This window comes from uncultured Paraglaciecola sp., assembly GCF_943787955.1.
In the GTDB taxonomy this organism is placed as follows: Bacteria; Pseudomonadota; Gammaproteobacteria; order Enterobacterales; family Alteromonadaceae; genus Paraglaciecola.
The window spans coordinates 106,436-132,545 of sequence record NZ_CALSOK010000010.1; the positions used below are offsets into that span (position 1 = coordinate 106,436).

The window sequence follows — 26,110 nt, forward strand, 5'->3', positions numbered from 1 at the left end:
TCAGAAAGCCGTTAACTTTTATTATCATGGGCAAATTTTCAGGAATTTTTAATGACGCAAATTTTCACCAAGGATTGTTATGATTTTTAAGCGTGTAGTTGCTTTGCTTAGAAAAAAAACTAAAAATAGCTTAGGCGCAAATAAGCAAAGTTATATTCTAGCTAATCTCGATGTTCAACAAGCCATTAACGCTAAAACCACTTCGGCAGAACGTCATTTTAAAGATCATGGTTATGAGGAAGTTAAAAATGGCAAACGTCTTATAGCATTAGGCTTGCCGGCCTATAGTGAAACAAGTTATTTGGCGGCTAATCTTGATGTTATTGAAGAAATTGCCGCGGGCAAGTTTACCTCGGCTTTTCAGCATTACTTAAATCATGGCGTGCAAGAAATGTTAGCGGCTACTCGAAAAATATCGGGTGACTATCATTGCGCTATTAGCGATGATTTTTTAACGGCGATCAACCCCTCTTTTTGTCCTGCTCTTTATTTAAAGGCAAATACCGATGTTGCTTGTTCCTCCCTTGATGATGAGTCGTGTGCTTGGCAACATTTTTCAATCATAGGCATTTATGAAGTATTAGCGGGCACACGTTATTTGTACCCCAAATGTAAATTATTCAATCAGCTCGATTATGTTAATGCGTTTCCAGATGTGCTTGATGTTTTAGTTCAAGGCGGTTATCACACCCCTTTTGAGCATTTTGTGCTTCATGGTGCGAAGGAAATGAGTGAGGGGAGCCGACAGCATATTAATATGGTTATGCCTTATTTTTATGTTGAGCCAAAGATAAATTCAGAAATCGCGAGCGAAATAGCTAACTTTGCTTATAAGCCCCTTATTTCAATTGTTATGCCCGTTTATAATGTGGAGCCTAAATGGTTAGCCTTGGCGTATCAATCATTAGTGAAGCAATGGTATATTAATTGGGTGTTATGCGTTTGTGATGATGCCAGTACCAACTCGGATACGATTGTCTTTTTGCATGAATTAGCCAAAAACGATGATCGCGTAAAGGTTATTTTTTCAAGTACGAATGAAAATATTTCCGCGGCTTCTAATAAGGCATTAGCGCTTGCTGATGGTGAGTTTATCGCTTTGATGGATCACGATGATGAATTAACCAACGATGCGCTTTATTTAGTGGCGAAGGCATTGCAAAATAATGACGTTGATTTTGTTTACTCTGATGAAGATAAAATTGATGTTAACGGCCATTGTTATGATCCTCATTTTAAATCCGCTTGGAATTTAGATTTACTCTATAGCCAGAATTATGTTTCTCATTTAGGCATATACAAAACTTCGATAGTGAAAGCTATTGGTGGTTTTAGACTTGGTTATGAAGGCAGCCAAGATTATGATTTGTTACTGCGTTATTCACGTGAAATAGATCATGGCAAGATTACCCATATTCCTAAAGTGCTTTACCACTGGCGGGCTATTGAAGGCTCAACGGCAATGCAGGCCAGTGAAAAGTCTTATGCTACCGACGCTGGTATTAAAGCCTTGCAGCAGCATTTTGCGTCTTTAAATCTAAGAGTTACAGTCAGTCAAGGTAAGCATGAGAATATTTATAAACTTGACTGGTTGATTAAACAAGAACCTTTAGTTTCTCTAATTATTCCAACTTATAATGGCTATGATATTACCAAACAAGCGATTGACTCTATTTTGGAAAAAACGACTTATAAAAACTATGAAATTTTATTGGTTGATAATAATTCAGACGACCCAGTCGCCTTAGCTTATTTTGCTGACATCGCTAAACACCCTCAAGTTAATTTGCTGCGTTATCCTCACCCATTTAATTATGCGGCGATTAATAATTTTGCGGTGGCAAACGCTAAAGGCTTGGTTATTGGCTTGATCAATAACGATGTTGAAGTGATTAACCCCGAGTGGTTAACGGAAATGGTCAGTCATGCTGTTCGCCCCGATATAGGTTCTGTGGGCGCCATGCTTTATTATCCTGATGACACCATTCAACATGCAGGGGTTATTCTCGGTATTGGTGGTGTGGCAGGGCATTCACACAAATATTTTGCTAGAAGTGCCCCATGGTTATTTTAGCCGGTTAAACATTGTGCAAAATCTGTCGGCGGTAACCGCCGCTTGCTTATTGGTGGAAAAAGCTATTTTTGAGCAAGTAGATGGCTTGAATGATAAAGATTTGACCGTGGCATTTAATGATGTTGATTTATGTTTAAAAGTTAGTAAAGCAGGCTATCGTAATTTATGGACACCCTATGCTGAGTTATATCATCATGAGTCGGTGTCGAGAGGCCATGAAGATAACCCCGAAAAAGTGGCTCGATTTAATAAAGAGTCCGATTATATGAAAGCCACTTGGGGACATTTACTTTTAGATGATCCTTTTTACAGCTCAAATTTGAGCCTCACCAGAGAAGACTTTTCCTTAAGATGAAAAATGTACTAAAGAAAGCCAATACTTTATTGAATTTGGACAATTATCATCTTGTTGTCGATAGCCTTTCAGAACGTTATGTTATTGGCTGGGCAAGAGTTAATGATGATCACAGTGCAGAAGTGGACATTGAAATTAGCAGTTCGTCGAAAAAGTCCTATATAACCGCAAATGGTTATCGACCCGATGTCCTTCGCCTAAAGCAACATGGCACAGGACGTTGTGGCTTTAAGGTGGATATTAGTGATTGGCAAGATAAGAATGTTAGCGTACAAGTGATGGGACTTGCGGGCATAAATAAAAAGCCAAAATCGCATGATCCACTGTTTTTTATTCACTTGCCTAAAACGGGCGGAACCAGTTTTAAAAAGGCGGCTGAGTCATATTTTGGCAGTGATGGCTTAGTCAAAAATTATGGTGTGGAATCGGTTGAAACGACCGCTTGGTTGAAAGAAAAAATTTATCGTGACAAAGATTATTATGGTTTTTATCAGCGCTTAAAAATGGATACAACCCAGTTATATATTGGCCATGTGCATGCTCAACCAGCTTGTTATGCATTTCCTATTCTCCAGCTCGTTACCATAATGCGTGATCCGGTCAAACAGGTGTTATCTCACTTTAATCATTTTAAAAGATGGAATAACTATCAAGGTTCTATTAGTGATTTTATTAATAGTAAGGGCTTTATTAATTTACAATCTCGCTGCTTAGAAAATATCCCTGCTAATTTAATCGGCTTTGTTGGCATAACCGAAGATTATAATCAAAGCTTGGCGTTGTTTAATAAGCTTTATCAATTGGATTTAGCCCCACTGCAAGAAAATATCAATCGAGAAAAGTCGGTGGAGGTGTTGGATGATTCGGTTATCGCGCTAATTGAAAAAAATAATCAAGCGGATATTAAACTTTATCAACAGGTTAAAACTATACAACAGCAGCGTCTAGCGTTAAGCCAAGCGAACAAACCTTGGTGCTATGGCGGAATTCAGCAAAAAGATAAACAACATGTTTTGGGTTATGCTTGTTGGTTTGATAATGACTCACCGGTAGTCCTGCAGCTAATGAACGGTGAGCAATTGCTGCATGAAGCTGTTGCTAATCAACATAAACCCGGCTTAGTTTGCTTGCAAGTACCACGAAATAGTTTTATTGGTTTTAGCTTTAAATTAAATGGCAATGAAGACTTATCACAACTTAAAGTTGTGGTGAAGAATACCGGGCAATGTTTATTGCCTATGATGTAGCTGTAGAGGGCTTATTTTATCCTGTAGCAAATAATTGTTTCTGAAATGACTTTTACAGGACCGCTTAGTTTGCTAATAACCCCATTTTTCTTATTATAATTAGCACCAAACCTAGGCTTATTGCAGGTAGTACTTATTTTTTATCAGAGCAGCTAGATATAAGTGAAAAACTCTCATGGAGGTTGTTTTCATAGCTTTCAAACGAAACTTTTAGTTTATTCCTAAGAGGATCATAGATATTAACTTCCCATAATTCCTTACGAAAGCTTACTAACTGAGATTCAAACTGCCCATCTCCGACTCTACCAATCAAAAATACAGGCTTGTCCTTTGAAATATTAATGCCTGAATGAATTTGATTCTTCAACTGGAAATAGGTCCGTTCTTCCATATATGCCAATGTTTCTGACTCATCGGAACTCCGGCCAATTAATTGGTACTTTGTCCAGCTACCATCACATCTATCAGAGATCATTACTATGGAGTCATCATCTTTAAGCCCTCTAAACTTGAAGCTTGGAGACGGTTTAGGGCAGTAATGACTATCCGTTATATTTAAACAAACCTTTTCCGCTCCCTTACCTTTGCATTCAGTCGACACTCTTAGCGAATAAGTGTCAGAATCAAGGAATCCAGCTAATGTCTGCCCCACATACCTAACTGCTCCTTGCTTGAGGGGTTTATTTTGCTGAGTCTCGGTATCGTAATCAAAAGGGTGACATATAAGTGATAGTTTTTCGGCAAAACTGGAGGTAGCATAAAAAAATGAAAAAAGGATCAAGTACTTCATAACTTTCTCACTATCGTATCAAAGGCAACTATCCGCTCAATGCCACTTGGATGGGATTGCATAAATTTCGATGTTAATCTTTTATCCATTTTTGCCATTCTTAGCAACACGTATCTTGCCTTTTTTAAGTCATATCCGGCTAGAGAAAGAATTCGTAAGGCAATTGCATCTGCACTTGATTCATATTTACGTGATCCAATTTGACGAACAACAGATGATAGAACAACCCCTGCCACCAAATCACCAAAAACCAACTCACCCAATATTGCACCAATAAAAACTAATTCACGATTTTTACCGATGTGATCCAACAGATGGTGAGCAATTTCGTGAGCTAATGTGAAGGCAATCTCTTCTTCGTAAGTAACTTTATCTATCAAACCAGAAGAGATAATTACTTGATTCGAATTCGTTGCAAATGCATTAAATTCTGATCCCCTGACAACTTTAATATTCCATCTGCAATTTTGGGGTTCAATTTTTTCTTGATTACATATTTCTTTAGTTACGCCAAAGATTTTGAAATTAATGTTTTGCACCAACTCACGCCCCTGATCATCACTTCGTACAACTGGACGAGGAATTCTTTCCTTACTAAGCTGACTCACTGCATTTTTAAAAGTCTGATCAAACTCGGCAGTGGCTAGACTGTAGCTAGCAAAAAAAACCACCATTAGCGATAAAAAATTAACGCCAATGATGATTTTTGATTTTTTGTTAATCATTCCTTATTGAAGACTTCCAAGTACAGCGCTCTCGAAAGCTCCTCTAGAATTACATTTGGCTGTTTTGTATTGAGGTGGGTTGGCCATCGTATATGTAGATGTTCCTTGAAATTTTACATTTACGGTGGCAGTTATGAAGCCACTATCTTCGGTCATTAAGACAGAGCCAGAACCTTTACCTCCAGTCAACACCCATAAAAATGGTGCTTTAGCATCACAATATTCAGCTATCAGCTCCGGAGACAAGTCGTCGCCCGACAATGTCACAAGCCCACTATCCTTTTCAATAGTACCAATACTGATATCATTGGTACTCATAAAGCCGACTAACTTTGACCATGATTCATCATAGTTGCCTTCAAAACTTACGGATTTGTCGAATGGTTTTATCTCAACAACGGGGGCACTGGCACAACCTCCTAACATAAGAGCAGCTAATACAACGCTTGACATACCTTTAAAACTTTTCATTATTTTACTTCCTTTTCCATTTGCTAGTGTATTTTTAAACATGCTTCTCCACTTTGCTCAGGCATGAACTAAACTGTACATAAAAATAAACAGTTTAAGGGAGTTTGAACTTTTCCTAACACACTAATATATATAATAAAAACTTACATTTCAGTATTAACACATTAGCCAGCTGTGAAAAGAAGGAATTAAAGGGGGCAGAGACAAATTTATGGCTATACCTAAGCCACCCACAAAAATATTTCATACTCATTCCTAGCAAGCTAAGAGTGTTATGTCACAAATTTCCAGGGCACAGTGGTTGATTGCGCTTTATTTAGAAATTTACAGAGATACTCATCTTAAAAGTTGGCTAGTCAACTAGACTAAAAAAACCATTCAGCAGGCTTCTCAGAGGCCAATTTTAGTCAATCATTGTGCAATAAAATAAAAGCTTGAATGACTATATATGGCGCAAACCTGTCTAATGATTGAAATCGTTGATCCGCAGTAAGGTGACGTAGATCCTATTTGCTCAATACTCACTATTCAAGGATTCCAGGATTCCAGGAATTCAGGTTTCAGCCTCCCCACCCACCCCGTAAACCGTTCAATTCTGAGCATCCCTCGTCCTAACCCAGAATCCGTCTCGAAAATCACCCTGAGAGTTCCACAGTTGCGCTCTCCGCCAAAATTTCGCCAGACGCATGCGTCGGTGATGGGCAGGGTATCAAATCACGCAGCGGCTGACTGAGTACAAAAGAGCCGCACAGGGTGTTTTTCAGACAGAAATGGGTGAGACCCGAAATCTATAAGTCGGTGGGCCTGAGGTAACTCGATGATTTGTAACAGGAAAATGGTGGCCCGACCCTGACTCGAACAGGGGACCTGCCGATTATGAGTCGGGAGGTGGTATTGGGAAGTCATCACTAAACTGAAGAATGTTAGCAGGCATCTAAATTTGACCCATGTAGGCATTAGCAACAATAGAACTTTATTTATTAGTTATAATTAAATCAGTAGCTTGTAAACTTCTAGGGTCAGTAAACTTTAGATAGTTGAATGTCTGAAATTGGCAAAAAACGTCAATTGTTTAAAAAGTCCTGACTGTCCGCTGATCGCTCAAAGGGGACTAAACCACAATAAATCGCTACGTCCGCTATCTTGGGCAAAGCAGACGGTCGGCTTCGACTACTCGAATGACCGCTTTTAGGCTCTAAGGCGTCATGCAGTCAATTTTATCGGTTGTCTGTTTTCTGCTATTAGCACACTTTATAAGATTTTTATGCAAACCCTATAAACATGGCAATAATGTGAAGGGAACTTAATGTACACCTATGCCTATGGATTTGGCACAAGGATGATGGGTTATGACACTCTACCCACACGCGGCGTCTACCCACTGCTCGCATAACTTTACTGCTTCATCGGCGCTAAAAACTTCGCTAGACAAACACCACTCCAGCCATAAACCATCAATGATTGCGGTTAGCCCTATGGCGGCAAGACGCGGGGTAGGTTTAACAGACTGGGTCTGATCTAATTCAGAAAAACTTTGCTCCAGAAACACGCGAAATGCCTGATTGGATGAATCATGAGCCTCTTTGATCTGGGGAGCTCTGTCAATCATGCCCCAGAACACCACCCAAGCGCGGAGGGTTTTTTGTTGCATTACTGAATCGCTGAAGGTTTCCTGAATAAAGATAGATAACCGTTGCCTAGGCAATTTGGTGCTGTGTGATTCTACTATGGCCTTGTCCATTAAAGAAAATGCCAAATCCAAATATGCCGCTGCCAATAGGTTGTTGAGCGTACCAAAGTGATAATTAATCAGCCCAACTGCCATATTAGCTCGTTCGCAAATTTTGCGCACCGAGCAGCCATCCACACCTTCGTCCATTAAAGAGTCTAGAGTGGCCTGCATCAGCTTTGTTTGAGACTTGCTGTAGCACTGTCGTGGGGTCGTTTTGATATTTAAGGTCGTCATGCAACAACCATAAAGTACAAACCGATAAATGTCATCTTGAACTCAAAAATGGAAGTCTCTAGGAGTAAAAATTGTTAGGTTCAAAGACGGTTTTACTGTCTTTGATAGGTTGTTTACCCTTTATTTTTACAAAGAACCTAAATAAAAATTGTACGACCTTGTCTTCGCTTGTCAAGTGCGATGGATTGCAAGTATACCAATCACCATAAGTAATTGGTATTTGCCGTATCTAAGGTGAATAATGTCTGATATTTATCATTGAGTGTTAGATATCCGTGATCATAAAACATCAAGAGAAAATTGCCTCCCCAGAGATTATCCAAAGTCGTTTCGAAGACTTAGGTTACATATGCAGTCATTCAGTCGCTACTGCAATATACTTGGCTTGTCACTTGCAAAAACCCATTCTAATTGAAGGCCCTCCCGGCGTAGGAAAAACTGAATTAGCTAAAATTACTGCCACTTATCTTAACGCGCCGCTGATCCGTATGCAGTGTTATGAAGGGCTTGACGAGTCAAAAGCACTGTATGAGTGGAAGTATGGCAAACAGCTGCTTTACACTCAGGTACTCAAAGAACAACTGGGTGATGTGCTTCGAGGTGCGCGGGGTTTAGATGAGTCTATCGCCCGGCTTCATGATTTTGGGGATATATTTTACTCACAAGATTTTTTGGAACCAAGGCCCTTATTGCAAGCCCTACAGTGTCAAGATGGTGCCGTGTTACTGATAGATGAAATAGACAAGGCCGATCAAGAATTTGAAGCTTTTTTGCTAGAGCTGTTATCTGATTATCAGGTGTCTATCCCAGAAATAGGCACGGTTAAGGCCGTTTCTACCCCTGTGGTGATGTTAACCAGTAATAACACGCGAGAGCTCGGAGACGCGCTAAAGCGCCGTTGTTTACATCTGTATATTCCTTTTCCCGATGCCGCTTTAGAAAGTCGTATTTTAGCGACCCAAGTGGAAGGCCTTGATACACAACTAAGAGAACAGATAGTGGCACTGATTGGCAAGTTAAGAGACATGCCGCTGAAAAAATCACCCGCAGTCAGTGAAACCATTGACTGGGCAAGGGCGCTGCTTTTATTAAATGTTGAAGAGTTGGACTCACACTGGGTAAAAGAAACGTTAAACTTACTGCTCAAGTTTCAGGATGATATTGAATTAGTTGAGCCAGAAATTGCCGCCTTGTTGAAGAGTTTACGCTAGGTGCGTTTTGTTGCCGACTTTATAGGGGCGCTGCGTGAAGCGGGTTTAGATGTGTCGCCAGCTGAGTCCTTAGATGCATTAAAAGCAATTAAGCTGTTAGGGCTTGAAAGTCGCGAAACATCTAAAACAGTCTTAGCATTGACCTTGGTTAAGCGACAGGCTGATCAGGTGATTTATGAGGAGTTGTTTGACTTATATTTTGCGGGTGTTGGAAAAGCCAAAACGTCGGTTAAAGAGTCAAATAAAGCGTCGAATAAAGAAGCGGATAAAAGCGAGATCGAGTCCTCTGAGAATGCGCAAGAAGCAAAGAACAACCCGCACTCAAGCCAAGCTGATATGTCAGATGGGCAGGGGATGCAAACTAGCCCAAGTTCATCATTGGGTAAGGCTCTAAGTAAAAATAAAGATATGAGTTTGGCAATCACGCAGGCCGCTATAGATGAGAAACTGTCTTCTATTGTTTTGTTTACTCAAAAAAATTACTTTGCTTATAAAATAATGCAGCGCCTTGGGGATGATCTGTTAAGCACTGAAATTCGTACCGACGCCAACAGCCCTGAGCACAAAAGAAAGCAACGGGAATTGATAAAATCCCGAGCACGTCTGCTTGATCAAGTGAAAGATTATGTAGAGCAGCAGTATGGAATTTTTGCTCAACATAAAGGCCTGAAGTACCGTGAGGAATATTTACAGCAGGCAAAGTTAAGCCAGCTTGATCGTCTCGATTATAAATTAATGCAACGTTTGGTACAGCGAGCCGCACGGAAATTAGCTTCGCAACATAGTCGCAAACGTTTAACGCGCAAACGGGGGCAGTTGGATGTACGTAAAACCATTGCCGCTAATGCCGCTTTTGATGGAGCATTATTTCACACCCGCTGGAAAGCGACGCGCATCGAACGCCCTAAAATTGTGGCGATCTGTGATGTCAGCGGTTCGGTTAGTCGGGTTGCGCGTTTTCTTTTGTTGTTTCTTTACTCTATGCAAGACGTTATGCCGAAAGTGCGTTCTTTTGTTTTTGCCTCTGAGATGATCGAGGTTACAGAACTTTTTAAGCAACAAGGTATTGAGTTGGCGCTCGAAGAAATAATGAAACGCTGGGGAGGTTTGTCTACCGACTATGGCAAAGCTTTCGCAGGTTTTCAGTCACAAGCTTTGGCGAGCATCGATAAAAAAACCACGGTTATCATGCTCGGTGATGCACGCAATAATGAAGGCGATGGCCGAACTGACATTTGGGAAAAGGTGTATCGTCAGAGCAAACGCGTATTGTGGTTGAATCCGGAGCATCGCAACAGTTGGGATACTGGCGATTCCATTATGTCAGAATATGCGCCTTGGTGTGGCAGTGTTGAGCCTTGCCGAAATTTGAAAGATATCGAACGTATTTTTAGTCGGCTTTTGAAGTATTCCTAGCATAAACTGGTCGTAATCTGTCGCGAAACTCTCGCGGCGTGATATCGGTCAGCGACTTAAACACTTTTGAAAACGAGCTAATATCTCGATAACCCACACCCATTCCAATCGTTTTAATGCTGTCTTGGGTATTACCCAAGCGATGTTTAGCCGCTTCAACCCGAAGTCGCTGCAAATAGCGAGAAGGTAATTCACCTGTCGCTTTTTGAAACCTGCGAATAAATGTGCGTTTACTCATACCAATTTGTTTGGCGAGATCCTGAAGCTCCAAGCTTTCAGTGTAATACTCATCGAGCCAATCCTGTGCCCTGTGAATACCCAGATCCCGGTGTTGTCGAAAACCGGCGATATTGATGAGGTTTAAATCGTATATTCGACGGGTATCAGAGCTGATATCTCTGCCTAAGCCAGCGGCGAGGGAGGGACCACAAAACATTTCCAGAAGGTGCAAGCTAAGATCCATGGAGGCATTTTGACCATTAGAGCTGTAAATGCCCTCATGTTCGACACTCGCTTGGTTGGCTTGCCATTGAATATCGGGGTAGCGCTGTTCGAACTCTCGCAGGTGACGCCAGTAGGTCGTTGCTCGCCCTCCGTTTAATATCCCCGCTTCTGCCGCCCAAAATATACCGCTATTAATTCCAGCGATGCGTGTGCCCTTTGCGTATTGTTTCGCCAGCCAAGGCGGAATGTCAGGATATTGCTGGGTGACCTGTTCGAAATCTCCCCAGTAGTGCGCGAGCATAATTAGATCATAAGTTTGCTCTCCTATTACAGCATCGCCATGGATCGAATGGCCACCATAGAGTTGCACCGGTTGATTATCTGCACTGAGCAGGTCACATTGAAATTGCTGATCTTGCGACTGGCGTAAGTTAGCACTGTGAAATAACTCCAACGAGCCATAAATGGTCGAAGCCCAGGCGCCATTATAAATAAGTAAGGCAACTCGCCATTTAGGTTCGGACACTGCATTACCTCCATTGGCACTATTTGGCACATATACCATATTAAGTGGCATTTTATCCTAAGTACAACAGAAAGGAAGGGGCGTAAAGTAATGGCTTGCTTGGGGGCAGTCCCGAGATGAACAATTGACAGAGGAAACACTAAGTGGATATTACATTTTCGGCTGAAGAATTAGCTTTTCGTGACCAAGTGCGTGCATTTTTGTCTGAGAATTGGACGGAAAATTTAGCATCGCGCATCAATAGTCGGGATGGCGATTACAAAGCAGCACAAATTGAGTGGCAGAATAAACTGAATGATAAAGGTTGGCTCGCTCCTGGCTGGCCTGTTGAGCATGGTGGCGTCGACTGGTCTGTGACAGAAAACTTCATCTTTGAAACGGAACGTTCTTTAGCTGGTATCCCTGATGTGGTGCCATTCGGCTTGAAAATGGTCGCTCCGGTTATCTACGATTTTGGTAACGACGAACAGAAAAAACATTTTTTACCACGCATTCTTAAAAATGAAGATTGGTGGTGCCAGGGGTATTCAGAACCTGGTGCAGGCTCAGACCTAGCCGCTTTAAAAACTAAAGCTGAATTAGATGGCGATGATTACATCGTCACGGGTGCTAAAATTTGGACAACTTACGCGCAATATTCTGACTGGATTTTCTGCTTAGTTCGCACCGACTCTTCAGGCAAGCGTCAAGACGGCATTACCTTTTTGTTGATTGATATGAGCAGTCCTGGTGTTTCAGTTAATAAAATTTCTTCTATTGATGATCACCACAGTCTTAATGAAGTTGTTTTTGATAATGTCCGTGTTCCTACTGCTAATCGTATTGGTGAGGAAGGAAAAGGCTGGACTTATGCTAAGGCTTTGCTGGCTCACGAACGTACTTCAATTGCAGCCGTTGCCGATTCTAAACGTAAGTTGCGCGAGCTGCGCGAATTACTCGCTCAAGAAGTGAGCGGCGGACGTCCTCTAAGTGAAGACACCCAGTTCCAGAATCGTCTCTCGAATACTGAAATTGAATTGATGGCCCTAGAATATACAGAGCTACGTGTGTTGGCTTCAACAGCAGACGGCAAAGGGCCGGGTGTGGAGTCTTCACTGTTAAAAATCAAGGGTACTGAAATTCAACAAGCCATTCAGCAGATGTATATGGATTTAGCCGGTTATTACAGTGGTGTGATCCACGGCGAAGATACTGAAGAATCTATCGGCCATGCCTTTGGACACTCTGCAAGACAAGCTTATATGTACGGACGAGCCGCCACAATTTACGGTGGTTCAAACGAAGTACAGAAAAACATTACTGCCAAATACGTACTGGGCCTTTAATTATGAATTTTAATTTATCTGAAGAACAAAACATGCTCAAAGACAGTGTCGAGCGCTTTGTGCGAGACGAATATGACTTTGATAGCCGTCGTGCTAATGCTGCCAGTGACTTAGGTTTTAACCCTAAAAACTGGCAAATGTTTGCTGAACTTGGTTGGCTTTCCATTCCCTTCGACGAAGCTCATGGTGGTTTTGGTGGTGGTGCGACCGACGTAATGGCTGTGATGGAAGAGATGGGTAAAGGTCTCGTGGTTGAGCCCTTTGTGGCAACAGTATTAATGTTTGGTGGCTTGTTGAATAAAAGTGGTAACGCAGACCTACAAAACGCCAATATTGAAAAAATTATCGATGGCTCACTACAAGGTGCATTTGGCTACTTAGAGCGTCAAAGTCGTTTTGAGTTGGCTGACGTGAAGACACAAGCCAAACGTGATGGCGATAATTTTGTCCTTAACGGTGAAAAGACAGTGGTATCCAACGGTATGGCTGCAAATAAAGTGGTTGTATCTGCTAGAACGTCAGGTGACCAGTGTGACGAAGCAGGTATTACACTGTTTCTGATTGATACCGACGCACCAGGCGTAGAACGCACCTCTTATCGCCTGATGGACGGACAATTGGTCGCTAATATCAAGCTTACCGATGTGCGCGTTGCCGCCGATCATATTCTAGGTAACGTCGACCAAGGTTACACACTGATTGAATCTGTCGTTGGTGATGTCATTATCGCTTTGTGTGCAGAAGCCATGGGCATTATGCAAAAGCTCAATACCACTACTATTGAATATACCAAAACACGACAACAATTTGGTGTGGCTATTAGCAGTTTCCAAGCTTTGCAACACCGTATGGTTGATATGTTTATGGCTGGTGAGCAAGCTAAGTCAATGTTGTATCGTGCAGTATGCGCAGCAGAAAGTGGCGCAGACGATTTGGCTAAAAACATTGCTGCATTGAAAGTGATGATTGGTCGTAACGGAAAGCTGATTGGTGATGAAGCTATTCAATTGCATGGTGGTATGGGTATAACCGATGAGCTTGATGTAGGTCATTACGTCAAGCGACTGATGATGATTAACACCACATTTGGTGATGCCGATTATCAGCAACAAAAATTTAATCGATTGGCACATTCTGAATAATATTGGGTTATGGCACTTGGCTTGATAAACATTAAGCTTTGTTTGAAAAAATATAACCTTGTTTGATAAGAGTGCACTAATCGTTAATCTGATTTTAAGTGAGGTGGGCAACGTACTTTGACCACTTCACTTAAGTTAATTTGTTGATTCACCATTGGAACTCGTAACAATGGTTTTACGAGTTAATTGGTGATTTCATCTTATCACATATGACAATTTAACAAGATACCAAGATGAGTGCCAGGCGCGAATTCTGGGCGGTGAAATAAACTGTTTCATCTCTCAACCAACGTTTTTCCTAACCCACAATGCGATGCAAGGTGACGTAATCATCTTGAATACCTTCGTCATCTTGTCCGTATGGTTAGTTAAATGTTCGGAAGCCTTTTTTTTAAATTTATTTATCGATACTCAAGTAAAGGTGAAATACCTCTGTATTGATTGATTATTACTCTTCACGGTTACTTTTTTAAACAGATTCCATCCTGTCGCAAATCTAGTTCAAGCTAACTTAATGTGTAAGGTAGAAAAATCTATATGTGATATATAGATTTATTGGTGATGCATGCTTTCATTATGGCATTTTTAATACGTGATGGTGTCAATGATCACTGGTTTTAAGCTGCAGTTGTGCAGGTACAACACGCTATGTTTTGACTGCATTCCACCCATTAATTTTTTATCCACTCAATCTTTGGAGATCATATGAAAAATATTTTGTTCATTACCATACTCGCCTTTTTAGCATCTGGCTGCTCCCAACCCACCTCAGAAAAATCGGTTGTACCAGATCAGGTTGCAGACGTAAGTGGATGGCATGCGAACTTTATTGATGAGTTCGACACTTTCAATCCAGAAAATTGGCAAGATCAACCAATTTGGGTTAATAATGAACACCATTGTTATGTTCGGGACAATGAATTTGGTACCCGTGAAGTGAGCAATGGCAGCATTAAGCTAAAAGTTATAGACATTGGTGAGAAACGCAGTTGTGATAATTTCAACAAATATGGTGAGCAGCACCCCGATACCCAGTATGTTGCTGGCCGCATCGCATCGAAAAATCTCAAAGAATTTGTAAAGGGTAAATGGACCGCTCGGTTAAAGGTTGAAAACAGTGGTCAATCAGGCATGTTCCCAGCGTGGTGGCTCCTCGGTGCTCGAAATAATGAGCCACCGGTCCAAGAGCCGGATGAAAACATCTGCTGGCCAATGGTGGGTTCAGGTGAAATTGATATCTTTGAGCATCATGGGGATGGTGGACCCGATCATTATGCGGCACGTGCGATTAAAAGTAATGGTGAATGTGACGGCGGTGATTGGCAATCATTGATGCTGGTTCAAGCAGCCCAACTTAACGAATTCCAAGAGTACTCAGTAGAATGGGTGGGTGATGATGTGATTTTTCGTCTCAATGAAATGGAAGTTTATCGACTGCCTAATGAGGCCGCTAAACTTTCTGAGCCATTCTTCGCTATCTTAAACTTTGCTAAAATCAATGACTCGCCTATGACCCAAAACTGGACGATGGAAGTAGATTGGGTGAAACACGAAGTCTGGAAATAAAAAGCAGATATCAGTGGCCTGCACCCACCACCAATATTCAAGCAATTTAATAATGCATTCATAGGGTCTTTGCGCTGTGTAATAAGCAGCGTTAGCTAGGATTAAATTTAGTGTATCAACAGGGTGTTATTTGAAAATTTTTAAGGGCGAGCATCGTGCTCTTAGGTTTTTTAAACCTGCTAACTGATGCCGATTTTGTATATGAGCACACTCAAGCTTTAACCTTAGCTCATAAAAAACTTCATCATGCTGGTTTATCACGAGATTGAACTAAATTCGGTCATAAAATTATCGGGGATAAAAGCCACTTCCAAATACAAAGAATAAATTGCAATAACAAAGCGGGGGTGATGGGTTTAAGTGGTCTTGATCTTTGTTTAAAAGGTAATGTTCATGTTATTGTTTGTTAAAAGATTTGTGGTAATTGTGACTTGCGATTGAAAAGGTTAGATTAATCTAAACATTCTTTGGCCAAAAACTCACAAGGTTTGAACGTATAAAGTGATTTGTGAGCGGCGTTTTAATTTGATCGCTAATTAACTATATAGCGATGATGATGATAGTTTAGATAGTATAAATGGTCGCGATTTTTATTTATGTGGGGTACTAATGATACCCGTCGATTCGAATTGGCCCAGGTCGTTTTATTAGAAATTGATTAAGGATTTGAAGTGAAATTTATATTATTAATATTGACATCATTATTTGCTACTGCGTGCTCTGTTGTGGGCCAAAGTGATGTGGAAACAGCTCCCTATACTCTTCTTAAAGCTGACGAGGCTCAGAAAATAGAAGTGCGTAACTATGATTCAATGGTATTGGTGTCTACTAGTATGTCCAGTGAAAGTGGTAACAGTGCTTTTAGAAAATTGTTCAGCTATATTACCGGCAATAATGAAGGGGCAACAGAAATTGCTATGACGGCTCCGGTGATTATGAACGATAAAGATAAAGAAGACGCGAATAAAGGGTCGGAGATATCGATGACGGCGCCAGTGTTTATGAATGACAGTGCCGACAATTCGATGATGTCATTTGTTATGCCAAAAGACTTTACATTAGCAACTACGCCTAAACCTTCCAACCCGGAAGTATATGTGAGTGAGCTCAAAGATTATAAAGTGGCTAGCATTCAGTTTAGCGGAACATTGAGTGACAGTAACGTAGAGAAATACACCAACATTCTTGCAACCTGGATGACTGAAAATGGCTACGAGGCTATCAGTGAGCCGGTAAAAGCTGGCTACAATGGACCGTTAACGTTGCCAATGTGGCGCCGTAATGAAATGCTGATCCAGATTAGGTAAATCTCTTTAACGGATTCGCAGATAGCGATTATAATCATTTGAAATTAATCATAAAGTAACTAAACAATCTTATTGAATTAACATTGCTGTCTAGGTAGTTATTTTACAGAAATATTATTCTAATCATTGTTTATTTATTTCCTTTTACTATTCAGGAATTTCATTTTGACACTCAATCGAAAAAAGTCTCGCATTATAGTTATTGGTGCTAACTTCGCCGGTCTTTCCGCCGCAAGCAAGTTAAGTAAATGCCACGACGTAACTATTATTGATGCCAAGCAGGATTTTCAGTGGACACCTAATATCCATGAGATTTTGTCAGATGTTAAAAAAGAAACTAGCCTGAACTTAAACCTAGCAACTATCATCACAAGGCTTGGACATCGCTTTATTAACCAAACTGTTTCTAGTATCGACGGCGCTCTTCAAACCGTCACACTAGATGACAAGCAAATACTCAATTATGATGTATTGTTGATTGCATCTGGCCATTCAAGATCAAACTATGGCATTAAAGGCGCTAGCAAATATGCACACGGGTTTCGTTCTGCTGACAATGTAATACAAATACATCATGATATTGAGGCCGTTCTTAACAGCAACAAACACCTCATTAATATCAATATTGTTGGTGGAGGTTTTACCGGTGTAGAAGTGCTGGGCGAACTACTTCGCAAATACGCATCAACCAAGCAACTACACTTTAACGTCATCGATAATGCCTCAAGACTGGTGCAAGCCCTTCCAGAAAGACTATCTGATGACGTTATAAGTCAATGCAAAAACTTCCAAGTTAGCTTTCACTTCAACAAAAAAATTACTGAAGTTAAAAAATCTAGTATCCATTTCGATGACAACAAATCTATCGATTCAGACGTAACAATCTGGTCCGCGGGCACCAAACTGCCTGAGTATCTTGATGGCATCAATACGCAAGCTACTCCTAATGGGCTAGCGGTGAATACGTTTTTGCAAACTAAAGAATTTAGCAGTATTTTTGTTGCGGGAGATTCTGCTACGTTGCCAAACGCACTGCCTAAACAAGCGAGTATTGCCCTAGATATGGGAGTTCATGCAGCGATTAATATTAATCGTTTTTGTGCTAAAAAGTCCCTAAAACCTTTTAAAGTTAGTGTGAAACCGGTGCTGCTCTCGCTGGGTGATATAAACACTTATCTTATTCAGGGCAAGTTGGTTTTAACCAGTCCACTTTTGGCTGCAGGTAAAGAAGCGGTTTACCAGTTTTATATGGCTCGGCTATCAACACTTCTGCCGATAGAACAAAGGGTATTAGGTATAGTGGACAGAATTACCTTATCTAACGAGAAGCTATTGTTAGCTGAAATTTTAAAGTTAAGACCTAGAGTATTATTTGGGCGCAGTAAAGTTTTATAAGGGCATTCATCATTACCCTTAGCCCTACATTATAAAATGGGTTAAAACTGATTGTTCAAATAATAGCTGGCTCAACCCAATCACTTGACCATTCTTGTGAGGGACGTTGTGCTTATATTCTTCAGTTACAAACCCTAAACCTTCGGCCGTTGCTTTAAACGAAGATTAGCGGTACTTTAAATTCAGTGTGAATATTCCCCCTCACTTTATGCTGATATGAGGTAAACAAGTGTGTGTTTATATTTAATTAATACACACTTGTTTGTTATTGGTATTAAAGCAAGCGATGTAGTTCATATGAACGGGACCTCATCAAAACGTTTTTCATTAACCTGAAAGGAAATTCAATGGATCACCTTAGCGGCTTAGATGCGGCCTTTTTACACTTAGAATCACCTGAAACTCCGATGCATGTTGGTGGTCTAAGCATATTAGAGCTGCCTGCAGATTATTCAGGTGATTTTATGCAGGATGTGCGAACCCACATTCAAAATCGAATGCAATATGGCGCCAATTTTTCAACGTAAACTTATCAACATGCCATTCGATATCGCCAACCCCATTTGGGTTATGGACGAGGCTCTCGATATTGACTATCACATTCGCCACGTGATTGTTCCGCCTCCTGTGACTCGAGCTACTGTGGATTAAACTGGTCGCTCGATTGCATTCTAGTTTTGCTCGATAGAAGCCGCCCTCTGTGGGAGATGCATATACTCGATGGTTTACCCGTGCCCTCAGACTTACCTAAAGGTACTCGCTATGTGGGACTGTACTCTAAAATGCATCATGCCGCTCTCGACGGTATGGGCGGGCAAGTATTAATGGAAGCTATTATGGATGTGTCTGCAGTGCCACGTGAAGCAAACAAGCGTAAGAGGCACAGAGAAGCAGCTAGAGGTGACAATTATGGTATTGCCGAACTTACGACATCAGGTGTGATGCACAACGTTAGCCAATCTATTAAATTGGCCAAAAACCTGCCAAAGCTAACACGCAAAGCCTTTGATATGCTCAAACCGACAGACACTCAGGAAGGAAGCAATCCCCAGCGGATGAACTGGCTTGCTCCTAAGACACCGCTCAATGCAACCATCACCAATCAAAGAAGCTTCGCACGTTTTTCTATTCCATATGCGGATAGTAAACACATATCTACACTCAATAATGTCAGTCTTAATGATGTTGTCATGGCAATCTCCGGTGAAGGTATGAATCGCTATTTTAAGGATGAGGGATTTAGTACTGAAGACCCCTTGTTGGCTGCGATTCCAGTCAGTGTGCGCCCTGAAGGCAACACAGAATTGAGTAACCAAGTGTCCATAGCCCGAATGAGCCTTGCGACTAACATTAACGATCCACTGGAGCGGCTTAAGGCAATCAATGTTTCTTCCTCCCATACCAAAACACTGATGTCTGATGTAAAAGCTATAATGCCCACTGACTTCCCCTCACTCGGTGCCCCCTGGTTGATGAGTAGTATTGCCTCGACATTGACTCGAACTAGAGTGGCAAATTCCGTGCCGCCGTTTGCCAACGTCCTGATTTCCAACGTTCCTGGACCTAACATTACACTGTACTTTGCTGGCGCCAAACAGATCAGTACCTTTCCAGTTTCGATCCCCTATCATGGTATGGGACTGAATATTACATTGCAGAGTTACAACGGCTGGCTCGACTTTGGTCTAATCTCATGTCAAAAACTGATGCCCGACATACATGAACTGGCGCAGCATATGAAAGATGCGCACAAAGAACTCCTAGAGCTCAGCTTGAAGGCAAATGCTGAGGCTTGCGCCGCTGAAAGCTAAATGCTTTTATGAACACTGATCTTGTGACAAAGCGGTGAAAAACATACTTTTATAAAGTTTTATTGAAGTGAATAAATGCCAAATCTAGGCATATTTTAGTCTCGCTAAGGTCTTGTCAATTTGCTTTGAGTGTTTAGTAACCATAATGTACTCCAAAGCAATGCGTGCTGAGGCAAGCGCTTAAATTTTTATTTGGAAAAAATGAAGCGCTAACACTATAACATTTCATCCTTCATCCTTCATCCATCAGAGCTGTAGCACACCCATGATTTTATCGACGTTACATTCGAACCAGAATACAGGCGGCTGTTTATATATATATGTCGACAGCTACTGATACTGAAGTGGTCAAGTCATTTTGGCCACGGGTTTGTAGTATTTTCGATACCGATATTCCGATTCATTTGGTGTCAATCCACCATTATATGAATGCGGCCTAAACTCACTGTAATAGCCAATAATATAATCATTGATACCGTGCTTAGCTTCACTAAAACTACAATAGCCAGTTGTTGGTATCCATTCTGTTTTTAAGCTTCTAAAAAAGCGTTCCATTGGACTATTATCCCAGCAGTTTCCTCGTCGGCTCATACTTTGCGTTAATCGATATCGCCATACTAGCTGCCTAAATTGGCGACTTGTGTAGTGACTTCCTTGATCGCTATGGTACATCACCTCTTTAGGTCTTCCACGACTTTCAAATGCCATGGTCAACGCCTGACAGGTTAAATTACTATCAGGCGAATGACTCATCGCCCAACCAACGGGTTTTCTTGCAAATAAATCCATGACGACCGCTAAGTAAGCCCATCGGTTGCCTGTCCAAATATACGTCACATCGCCGCACCACAATTGATTAGGCTCAATGACGGCAAATTGCCTATCCAATATGTTCGGGATAGCCACATGCTCTTTAGTCGCCTTCTTGTAGGCATGTTGCGGTAGTTGGCAACTGACTAAATTCAACTTCTTCATGATATTACTGGCACGATAACGAGATAAAGGGAAACCATTGTCGGTTGCCATAATCGCTATCGTTCTTGCGCCCGCTGAGCCGTTGCTTTGCCGATGCACTTCTTTCACCTGGCCGTACAATTTAGCGACCTCTGGTGATAAGCGTCTATCTCGCCCAAGCCAATATTTGTAGGTGCTGCGGTGGACTCCAAATACCTCACATAGCACTTTTATCGAATAACGGCGTTCATCACTCTGACTCAGTTTCTCTACTAGAGAGAGTTGTTCATGGAGTCCGACATCAACAGAGCGGTAGCCTTTTTTAATATTTCCTTCTCAAGCTCAGCTCGCGCAAGCTTCTTCTTTAAATCCTTTATTTCTAGCTGGTCAGGCGTCATTGGGGTTTGCTCAACTCTCACGCCTTTACGTTCTTGTTGAAGTTGTTTTACCCACTTTCCTATCGTTGAAAAACCAACCCCCATTGCCTTAGCGGCTTCGTCGTGAGTGTAACTTTGATCAACAACCAGTTGTGCTGTTTCCAATCTAAATTCAGGACTAAAAGTCCGTCTTGTTCTTTTGCTCATCTTTGGCACCTAATCTTGCTATGCAAATAGCATAACATCTCTAGTTAGGTGGCCAAATTAACTATGCCACTTCATACCAACATAAAGACATTGCATATTTGCAGCATATGTCCAACTTCTAAGAGGATATATGAAGCATTATTATGGTGGATGCTGTGAATAGGAAAAACAGAATTAAAAATAAGCCCTCAATTTTATTCCCTCCACTTCCACTTAAGAGCTATCACCCGAGACAAATACATCAGTGTTTTCATTATTTAAAGCTTATCACCAGATAAAATTGTAAATCTGTTCATCATTATTTCTGATAGAAGTTGTTTGGGATGTAAATTATTTGGTTTTTATGTTAAAAATAATGTGGTTGTGTATGCCTGATTTGATAATTAAGCAGTGAAGTAGCGACATGCTAATAAGTGCGCATGTTTTTAATTTTAGTTCAATACCGAGATAATCATATGCTAAAAACAAGACCTGACGGAGAAGTTCAGCCTGGTATTAAATGGGGTCCTTTTACTATGCGGATCCCCTTAATTCATTTACGTTTTTCATTGTCTGATATGCTTCAAGGATTTGCTGTCGCTGGGGCAACAGGACTGGCCTTAGTGCCGTATTTCATGGCTTTATTGGGATTGGACTTTGAAGAAGCGGTGACTATGGCGATGTTTCATAGCATGCTTATTTCTTTTTCCTGGATGTTTTTTGGTGACCCCTATGCACCAGGCTGGCTGACACCTGCAATACCTTTTGTCGTCGCGTTTATTACCGCTCCAGCTTATATAGGCGACCATATTTCTCAGTTTCAGGCCATGACAGCTCTGTCATTGAACTTTGCGTTTATTTTGATTGTACTGGGGGTAACTGGACTTGGCGCTAAGATAATTAAAATTGTGCCCAATGTGTTCAAGGGTGGCATTATTTTGGGTGCTGCGATTGCCGCTTTTTTACGTGTTACCAAAGACGGCGATGCGGCTAATGTTTTTCAATCTGCACCTATAGCAGGGACGTTGGGGGTAATCATTTGTTTAGTCTTTGCCTTTTCTAAGCCTCTACAAGCGATTGCGATAAATAAAAAATGGTTAGCGTCTATTCTCGGGTTTGGTTTACTACCTGGATTTGTTATCGCGGGGAGTATTGGATATTTTACTGGTGAGTTTCAATACAATATTCGTTGGGAAATTCTTGATGTAGGCGCTTCGACTGCTTCTTTATGGGCAAAAGCGTCGCCTTTCGCCATCGGTTGGCCACCCATTGAAACTTTTCTTGCTTCGTTCCCATTGGCACTAATAACCTATATTTTGTTTTTTGGTGATGTGGTGACGGGCAATGAAATGATAGAACAAGCACAAACCATTCGCACCGATGAAAAGCTTGAATTAAACGCCAGCAGAGCCCATATGGCCACGGGTATTAGAAATATTATAATGGCTATAGTTGCGCCTTTCTTTGCCACTCAAGGGGTATTGTGGACTGGTATTCAAGTTGTCCTTCTTAAACGTTGGACACAAGGTCGTAACAAAATAGATTCGATTTTCGACAGTTTAGGCAGTTTTTATGCATTTGGCTTGCCCTTTTTGTTTATATTTCTGCCGTTAGTGACTTTGTTAGAGCCTCTATTACCACTGGCATTAGCAGTGACTCTTGTGTTGACAGCATTTGCTTGTGCTACCTTAGCCTTGTCACTTGTTAATGATGCTACAGAGCGTGGAGCGATGGTTATTACCGCGATGGCATTCAGCGTATTTGAACCATGGTTAGGTTTGCTAGTGGGCATTATTGTTATTGCCGCGTTATGTGGTTTTCAGGTGTTTATCCCGAAAAAAGCAAAATAAACGTTTGAGTATAAGATTAAGACTGCTCTTTGAGGAGCAGTCTTAATCTTATAAGTGTTGACTCAACATTTATGAATGACTACACAAATAAACAATTCGCACTATATTAAATTAATTTTATTTTTGATTAAAGCGTTACTTCGTTTCTAAATTGTGTGGTTTATTGTTAACAGTGAGCTCTTATCCACTTAATCTGCACTTTTATTATCATTCGTCTCACCTTTACTGGTATTGACAATAGAATACACATCTTTTTTCTTGATGGTAAGACTGACTATTTCCTCTAAATGTTTTCTATTTCCTTCATTGAGTTCAGGGTTTTGTAACTCTGTTAAAAATTCTAAGGTGTTCACTTTTTTTGTAGAAAATCAAATCTGCGTCCACTAAGCCCTGCAATAAATTAAGATTGAAAGCCAGCTCCCGAGGCCATAATAAAGAGGCTTGATAGAAGTCGTCTGTTGCTGCGGCATATTTTGGGTAATGTATTTTTGCAATCCAACTCTATTAAATTAAAGGGCCTGTGGTCTTTTTTCGCCAATGGCATCTTCGCTTTTCGCAACTAACATTCCTAAGACTTTTTTTTCATTACCGTTATCAATATTTTTCAGCTTTTCTTGACTCAGTTTTAAAAACGCTTTGGCTTTTTCATTATCGCCGGTGTTGCGCCAAGCTTGAACGGCATCGGTAATAGTCGATATTTGAGCTTCCTCTAGTTCACTCTTTCCAAGCCGAGATGAAATTCCATTCGTTTTGATTACATTGCCTTCCAAAAAAGCAATCACGGTAAACATATAACCTTTTCTGATGGTTAAACTCTGATCAGATGATTTACTGCTTGCAGCATCCATTAAATATTTGGCAACGTGAAAATCTGAAGAGCGCTTGCGAATAGAACGGTTACAGTCATACTTTTTTATCCACGTTATGGCATCTATCACTTTTATTTGCGCCTGATATACAGGTTTTCAAACGAGCGGCAGGAATAGATGACTCGCCTTCCTAAGTCTGATGCATGTATTTTTCTGCTTTTGTCAGTCTTAAAATACTTTTACGCAGTTTTTATTTTGACTCAGTTAAAAATATTTAAGCAGAAATATAACTTTTGATTATTCAAGTTGGCCTTCAGCTCTCGGCCATTACTAAAACAGCTAAATCGACTAAACCTCATATTTATCATATGATTATGGATATTATCATAGGCCATTTTATTGTATTCCACAACGGCGACTTTAACTTTGGTAAGTAACATATAAATGGACTGTTTTTTACACGTTTAAACACCATTGCAGGCAAAAGAGATAAAAATAATAAATTTTTTGAGTTATACCCTCGAACCTAATTAAATAGATAGTTGGAGCTTGTACAGCTAACGAAACAGTTTTTATAAATTAAATTGTTTACTTTACGTTAACGTAAAGGTAAAAAATTTGTTAGCCTAATAAAATATAAACTATTTAGGATAAGTTATGCAGATTGTTCAATCTTTGATTAATGGAGATATGGGGCATATCGTCTTCACTGCCAAACATACCAGTAACTGATCCCGCCAATAATGAGGTTATTTCAGAACTGGCGTGTACTTCTGAAGCGGAACTCACAGTGGCGATGGCGAGTGCAAAAGCTGCGTTCGACGAATGGGCAGAGGAGATTGCTTTAAAAAAAGTCAGAATGATGATGGGTTATCAGCAATGACTTAAATCGCACCATGATGAAATTGCTACTATTGTAAGCAGCGAAATGGGTAAAACACTTGAAGATGATATTTCCTCTGGCCCTAATATGACTATCTCGTTTAAATAGGACGATATTATGAATTTTGACTTAACCGATGACCAACTTGCTTTTGCAGACACCGCCAAACAATTTGCTGAACAGGCATTGGCCCCTCATGCTGCAAAGTGGGATAGAGAGCATGTTTTTCCAAAAACGGTGATTCAAAAAGCTGGAGAGTTAGGTTTCTGTAGTTTGTATTCACCAGAAAGTGAAGGCGGCCTTGGCTTAAGTCGCTTGGACTCTTCCATTATTTTTGAACAACTTGCTATGGGATGTACCACGACCACTGCCATGATGACCATTCATAATATGGCCACATGGATGGTGGCAACGTGGGGCACCAGAGCAGCTAAAGATAAGTGGTGCCCTAGTTTAGTCACGGGTGAAAAATTAGCGTCTTATTGTTTAACTGAGCCTGGTTCAGGTTCAGATGCAGCCGCACTGAGCACCACAGCCAAAAAAGACGGTGGAAATTACCGGTTAAATGGTTCCAAAATGTTTATTTCTGGTGCAGGTGAAACCGATGTGTTGGTGGTTATGGCGCGCACCGGTGAAGCGGGTCCTAAAGGCATTTCTGCTTTTGTAATTGCTGCCGATGCCGAAGGTGTGATTTACGGTAAGGCCGAAGAAAAGATGGGCTGGAATGCCCAGCCAACACGCTTGATTACATTTGATCATGTCCGTGTATCAGCAGATTGTTTGTTAGGTGAAGAAGGGCAGGGATTTACTTTTGCCATGAAAGGACTAGATGGCGGGCGTATCAACATTGCGACCTGTTCAATTGGCACCGCGCAAATGGCATTGGATACCGCTAAATCTTACATGCAAGCGCGTACTCAATTTGGTAAACCCCTGGCGGCGTTTCAAGCCTTACAATTTAAGCTGGCTGATATGGCTACCGAGCTAGTAGCAGCAAGGCAAATGATTAGATTGGCTGCGTTCAAACTGGACAACCATGACCCAGAATGCAGTGCTTATTGCGCCATGGCAAAACGCTTTGCCACCGATGTCGGTTTTAATGTGTGTAATGAAGCATTACAAATACACGGTGGATACGGATATATCAAAGAGTATCCCTTAGAGAGATACGTAAGAGATGTGCGAGTACACCAAATTTTGGAAGGAACTAATGAAATTATGCGAATGATCATTGGTCGACGTCTATTGACAGAACATGCTGGCGACATTCTTTAAGTCTT

The 26,110-nt window shown here is 41.0% G+C and carries 24 protein-coding genes; 16 read left to right on the forward strand and 8 right to left on the reverse strand.

Annotation, left to right across the window (positions count from 1 at the left end; genetic code table 11):
- Positions 1 to 79 precede the first annotated feature (79 nt).
- The 3 genes from Q0Y52_RS08185 to Q0Y52_RS08195 are packed head-to-tail and all read left to right on the forward strand — an operon-like array spanning position 80 to position 3,676.
- Positions 80 to 2,074, forward strand: coding sequence for a glycosyltransferase (locus Q0Y52_RS08185; RefSeq protein WP_297820472.1), 1,995 nt, complete (start codon positions 80 to 82; stop codon positions 2,072 to 2,074).
- A gap of 13 nt (positions 2,075 to 2,087) precedes the next feature.
- On the forward strand, positions 2,088 to 2,429 hold the full coding sequence (locus Q0Y52_RS08190; RefSeq protein ID WP_297820475.1) for a hypothetical protein: 342 nt from the start codon (positions 2,088 to 2,090) through the stop codon (positions 2,427 to 2,429).
- Complete coding sequence (locus tag Q0Y52_RS08195; protein ID WP_297820478.1) at positions 2,426 to 3,676, forward strand: hypothetical protein; 1,251 nt, start codon at positions 2,426 to 2,428, stop codon at positions 3,674 to 3,676. Before Q0Y52_RS08190 ends, Q0Y52_RS08195 begins: the two co-directional genes overlap by 4 nt.
- 133 nt (positions 3,677 to 3,809) lie before the next feature.
- Here Q0Y52_RS08195 and Q0Y52_RS08200 read toward each other — a convergent pair whose 3' ends face one another.
- The 4 genes from Q0Y52_RS08200 to Q0Y52_RS08215 all read right to left on the reverse strand — a co-directional run bounded on the left by Q0Y52_RS08200 (position 3,810) and on the right by Q0Y52_RS08215 (position 7,628).
- Positions 3,810 to 4,466, reverse strand: a complete 657-nt coding sequence (locus tag Q0Y52_RS08200) for a hypothetical protein (RefSeq protein WP_297820480.1) — start codon at positions 4,464 to 4,466, stop codon at positions 3,810 to 3,812.
- Positions 4,463 to 5,191 (reverse strand): M48 family metallopeptidase, encoded by a 729-nt coding sequence (locus Q0Y52_RS08205; RefSeq protein ID WP_297820482.1) that lies wholly within the window; start codon positions 5,189 to 5,191, stop codon positions 4,463 to 4,465. Before Q0Y52_RS08205 ends, Q0Y52_RS08200 begins: the two co-directional genes overlap by 4 nt.
- Before the next feature lie 3 nt (positions 5,192 to 5,194).
- The gene (locus Q0Y52_RS08210) at positions 5,195 to 5,704 is read right to left on the reverse strand and encodes a hypothetical protein (RefSeq protein WP_297820484.1); all 510 of its coding nucleotides are present in this window, start codon (positions 5,702 to 5,704) and stop codon (positions 5,195 to 5,197) included.
- 1,315 nt (positions 5,705 to 7,019) lie between these two features.
- Positions 7,020 to 7,628 (reverse strand): TetR family transcriptional regulator C-terminal domain-containing protein, encoded by a 609-nt coding sequence (locus Q0Y52_RS08215; RefSeq protein ID WP_297820487.1) that lies wholly within the window; start codon positions 7,626 to 7,628, stop codon positions 7,020 to 7,022.
- Between the two features lie 275 nt (positions 7,629 to 7,903).
- Between Q0Y52_RS08215 and Q0Y52_RS08220 the strand changes: the two genes are divergently transcribed.
- Both Q0Y52_RS08220 and Q0Y52_RS08225 read left to right on the forward strand, forming a co-directional pair.
- Positions 7,904 to 8,839, forward strand: coding sequence for a MoxR family ATPase (locus Q0Y52_RS08220; protein ID WP_297820489.1), 936 nt, complete (start codon positions 7,904 to 7,906; stop codon positions 8,837 to 8,839).
- Positions 8,840 to 10,255: a VWA domain-containing protein gene (locus Q0Y52_RS08225; RefSeq protein WP_297820492.1), complete on the forward strand. Its 1,416-nt coding sequence runs from the start codon at positions 8,840 to 8,842 to the stop codon at positions 10,253 to 10,255. It begins immediately after the preceding gene.
- Here Q0Y52_RS08225 and Q0Y52_RS08230 read toward each other — a convergent pair.
- Complete coding sequence (locus tag Q0Y52_RS08230; protein WP_297821485.1) at positions 10,230 to 11,225, reverse strand: helix-turn-helix domain-containing protein; 996 nt, start codon at positions 11,223 to 11,225, stop codon at positions 10,230 to 10,232. The genes Q0Y52_RS08225 and Q0Y52_RS08230 overlap by 26 nt on opposite strands.
- Before the next feature lie 143 nt (positions 11,226 to 11,368).
- Here Q0Y52_RS08230 and Q0Y52_RS08235 point away from each other — a divergent pair, with 143 nt between their 5' ends.
- From Q0Y52_RS08235 to Q0Y52_RS08270, 8 genes are all read left to right on the forward strand, one after another.
- Complete coding sequence (locus Q0Y52_RS08235; protein WP_297820495.1) at positions 11,369 to 12,550, forward strand: acyl-CoA dehydrogenase family protein; 1,182 nt, start codon at positions 11,369 to 11,371, stop codon at positions 12,548 to 12,550.
- Between the two features lie 2 nt (positions 12,551 to 12,552).
- Entirely contained in the window at positions 12,553 to 13,692 is a 1,140-nt protein-coding gene (locus tag Q0Y52_RS08240) for an acyl-CoA dehydrogenase family protein (RefSeq protein ID WP_297820498.1), read from the forward strand.
- A gap of 705 nt (positions 13,693 to 14,397) precedes the next feature.
- Positions 14,398 to 15,258: a family 16 glycosylhydrolase gene (locus Q0Y52_RS08245; RefSeq protein ID WP_297820501.1), complete on the forward strand. Its 861-nt coding sequence runs from the start codon at positions 14,398 to 14,400 to the stop codon at positions 15,256 to 15,258.
- 671 nt (positions 15,259 to 15,929) lie between these two features.
- Positions 15,930 to 16,565, forward strand: a complete 636-nt coding sequence (locus Q0Y52_RS08250; protein ID WP_297820504.1) for a heme-binding protein — start codon at positions 15,930 to 15,932, stop codon at positions 16,563 to 16,565.
- Positions 16,566 to 16,730: 165 nt separating this feature from the next.
- Positions 16,731 to 17,960 carry an FAD-dependent oxidoreductase gene (locus Q0Y52_RS08255; protein WP_297820508.1) on the forward strand — a complete coding sequence of 410 codons (1,230 nt, stop codon included), beginning with the start codon at positions 16,731 to 16,733 and terminating at the stop codon, positions 17,958 to 17,960.
- Positions 17,961 to 18,307: 347 nt separating this feature from the next.
- Positions 18,308 to 18,487, forward strand: a complete 180-nt coding sequence (locus Q0Y52_RS08260) for a wax ester/triacylglycerol synthase domain-containing protein (protein WP_297820510.1) — start codon at positions 18,308 to 18,310, stop codon at positions 18,485 to 18,487.
- On the forward strand, positions 18,465 to 18,611 hold the full coding sequence (locus Q0Y52_RS08265; RefSeq protein WP_297820513.1) for a wax ester/triacylglycerol synthase domain-containing protein: 147 nt from the start codon (positions 18,465 to 18,467) through the stop codon (positions 18,609 to 18,611). The genes Q0Y52_RS08260 and Q0Y52_RS08265 overlap by 23 nt, the downstream gene beginning before the upstream one ends.
- Positions 18,612 to 18,637: 26 nt before the next feature.
- Positions 18,638 to 19,771: a WS/DGAT domain-containing protein gene (locus Q0Y52_RS08270; protein WP_297820515.1), complete on the forward strand. Its 1,134-nt coding sequence runs from the start codon at positions 18,638 to 18,640 to the stop codon at positions 19,769 to 19,771.
- 348 nt (positions 19,772 to 20,119) lie between these two features.
- On the opposite strand, the gene Q0Y52_RS08275 is transcribed toward Q0Y52_RS08270, so the two are convergent.
- Positions 20,120 to 21,309 (reverse strand): IS3 family transposase gene (locus tag Q0Y52_RS08275; RefSeq protein ID WP_297817896.1). Its coding sequence is split into 2 segments (ribosomal slippage): positions 20,120 to 21,051 and positions 21,051 to 21,309, totalling 1,191 coding nucleotides; the frame shifts between segments, so codons are not numbered across the junction.
- 455 nt (positions 21,310 to 21,764) lie between these two features.
- On the opposite strand from Q0Y52_RS08275, the gene Q0Y52_RS08280 reads away from it, so the two are divergent.
- On the forward strand, positions 21,765 to 23,138 hold the full coding sequence (locus Q0Y52_RS08280; protein WP_297820519.1) for a xanthine permease: 1,374 nt from the start codon (positions 21,765 to 21,767) through the stop codon (positions 23,136 to 23,138).
- Between the two features lie 188 nt (positions 23,139 to 23,326).
- Here Q0Y52_RS08280 and Q0Y52_RS08285 read toward each other — a convergent pair whose 3' ends face one another.
- Positions 23,327 to 23,491, reverse strand: a complete 165-nt coding sequence (locus tag Q0Y52_RS08285) for a hypothetical protein (protein WP_297820521.1) — start codon at positions 23,489 to 23,491, stop codon at positions 23,327 to 23,329.
- Between the two features lie 156 nt (positions 23,492 to 23,647).
- The gene (locus Q0Y52_RS08290; RefSeq protein WP_297820524.1) at positions 23,648 to 24,076 is read right to left on the reverse strand and encodes a hypothetical protein; all 429 of its coding nucleotides are present in this window, start codon (positions 24,074 to 24,076) and stop codon (positions 23,648 to 23,650) included.
- A gap of 553 nt (positions 24,077 to 24,629) precedes the next feature.
- Here Q0Y52_RS08290 and Q0Y52_RS08295 point away from each other — a divergent pair.
- Positions 24,630 to 24,830, forward strand: coding sequence for an aldehyde dehydrogenase family protein (locus Q0Y52_RS08295; RefSeq protein ID WP_297820527.1), 201 nt, complete (start codon positions 24,630 to 24,632; stop codon positions 24,828 to 24,830).
- A 117-nt stretch (positions 24,831 to 24,947) separates the two neighbouring features.
- The gene (locus Q0Y52_RS08300) at positions 24,948 to 26,105 is read left to right on the forward strand and encodes an acyl-CoA dehydrogenase family protein (RefSeq protein WP_297820530.1); all 1,158 of its coding nucleotides are present in this window, start codon (positions 24,948 to 24,950) and stop codon (positions 26,103 to 26,105) included.
- Positions 26,106 to 26,110 lie beyond the last annotated feature (5 nt).

Bases quoted from the DNA above. Each gene is read 5' to 3' on its own strand.
- Q0Y52_RS08185 (WP_297820472.1), top strand. From the start codon at position 80: ATGATTTTTAAGCGTGTAGTTGCTTTGCTTAGAAAAAAAACTAAAAAT.
- Q0Y52_RS08195 (WP_297820478.1), top strand. From the start codon at position 2,426: ATGAAAAATGTACTAAAGAAAGCCAATACTTTATTGAATTTGGACAAT.
- Q0Y52_RS08200 (WP_297820480.1), bottom strand. From the start codon at position 4,466: ATGAAGTACTTGATCCTTTTTTCATTTTTTTATGCTACCTCCAGTTTT.
- Q0Y52_RS08205 (WP_297820482.1), bottom strand. From the start codon at position 5,191: ATGATTAACAAAAAATCAAAAATCATCATTGGCGTTAATTTTTTATCG.
- Q0Y52_RS08210 (WP_297820484.1), bottom strand. From the start codon at position 5,704: ATGTTTAAAAATACACTAGCAAATGGAAAAGGAAGTAAAATAATGAAA.
- Q0Y52_RS08215 (WP_297820487.1), bottom strand. From the start codon at position 7,628: ATGACGACCTTAAATATCAAAACGACCCCACGACAGTGCTACAGCAAG.
- Q0Y52_RS08240 (WP_297820498.1), top strand. From the start codon at position 12,553: ATGAATTTTAATTTATCTGAAGAACAAAACATGCTCAAAGACAGTGTC.
- Q0Y52_RS08245 (WP_297820501.1), top strand. From the start codon at position 14,398: ATGAAAAATATTTTGTTCATTACCATACTCGCCTTTTTAGCATCTGGC.
- Q0Y52_RS08260 (WP_297820510.1), top strand. From the start codon at position 18,308: ATGGATCACCTTAGCGGCTTAGATGCGGCCTTTTTACACTTAGAATCA.
- Q0Y52_RS08265 (WP_297820513.1), top strand. From the start codon at position 18,465: ATGGCGCCAATTTTTCAACGTAAACTTATCAACATGCCATTCGATATC.
- Q0Y52_RS08280 (WP_297820519.1), top strand. From the start codon at position 21,765: ATGCTAAAAACAAGACCTGACGGAGAAGTTCAGCCTGGTATTAAATGG.
- Q0Y52_RS08295 (WP_297820527.1), top strand. From the start codon at position 24,630: ATGGAGATATGGGGCATATCGTCTTCACTGCCAAACATACCAGTAACT.
- Q0Y52_RS08300 (WP_297820530.1), top strand. From the start codon at position 24,948: ATGAATTTTGACTTAACCGATGACCAACTTGCTTTTGCAGACACCGCC.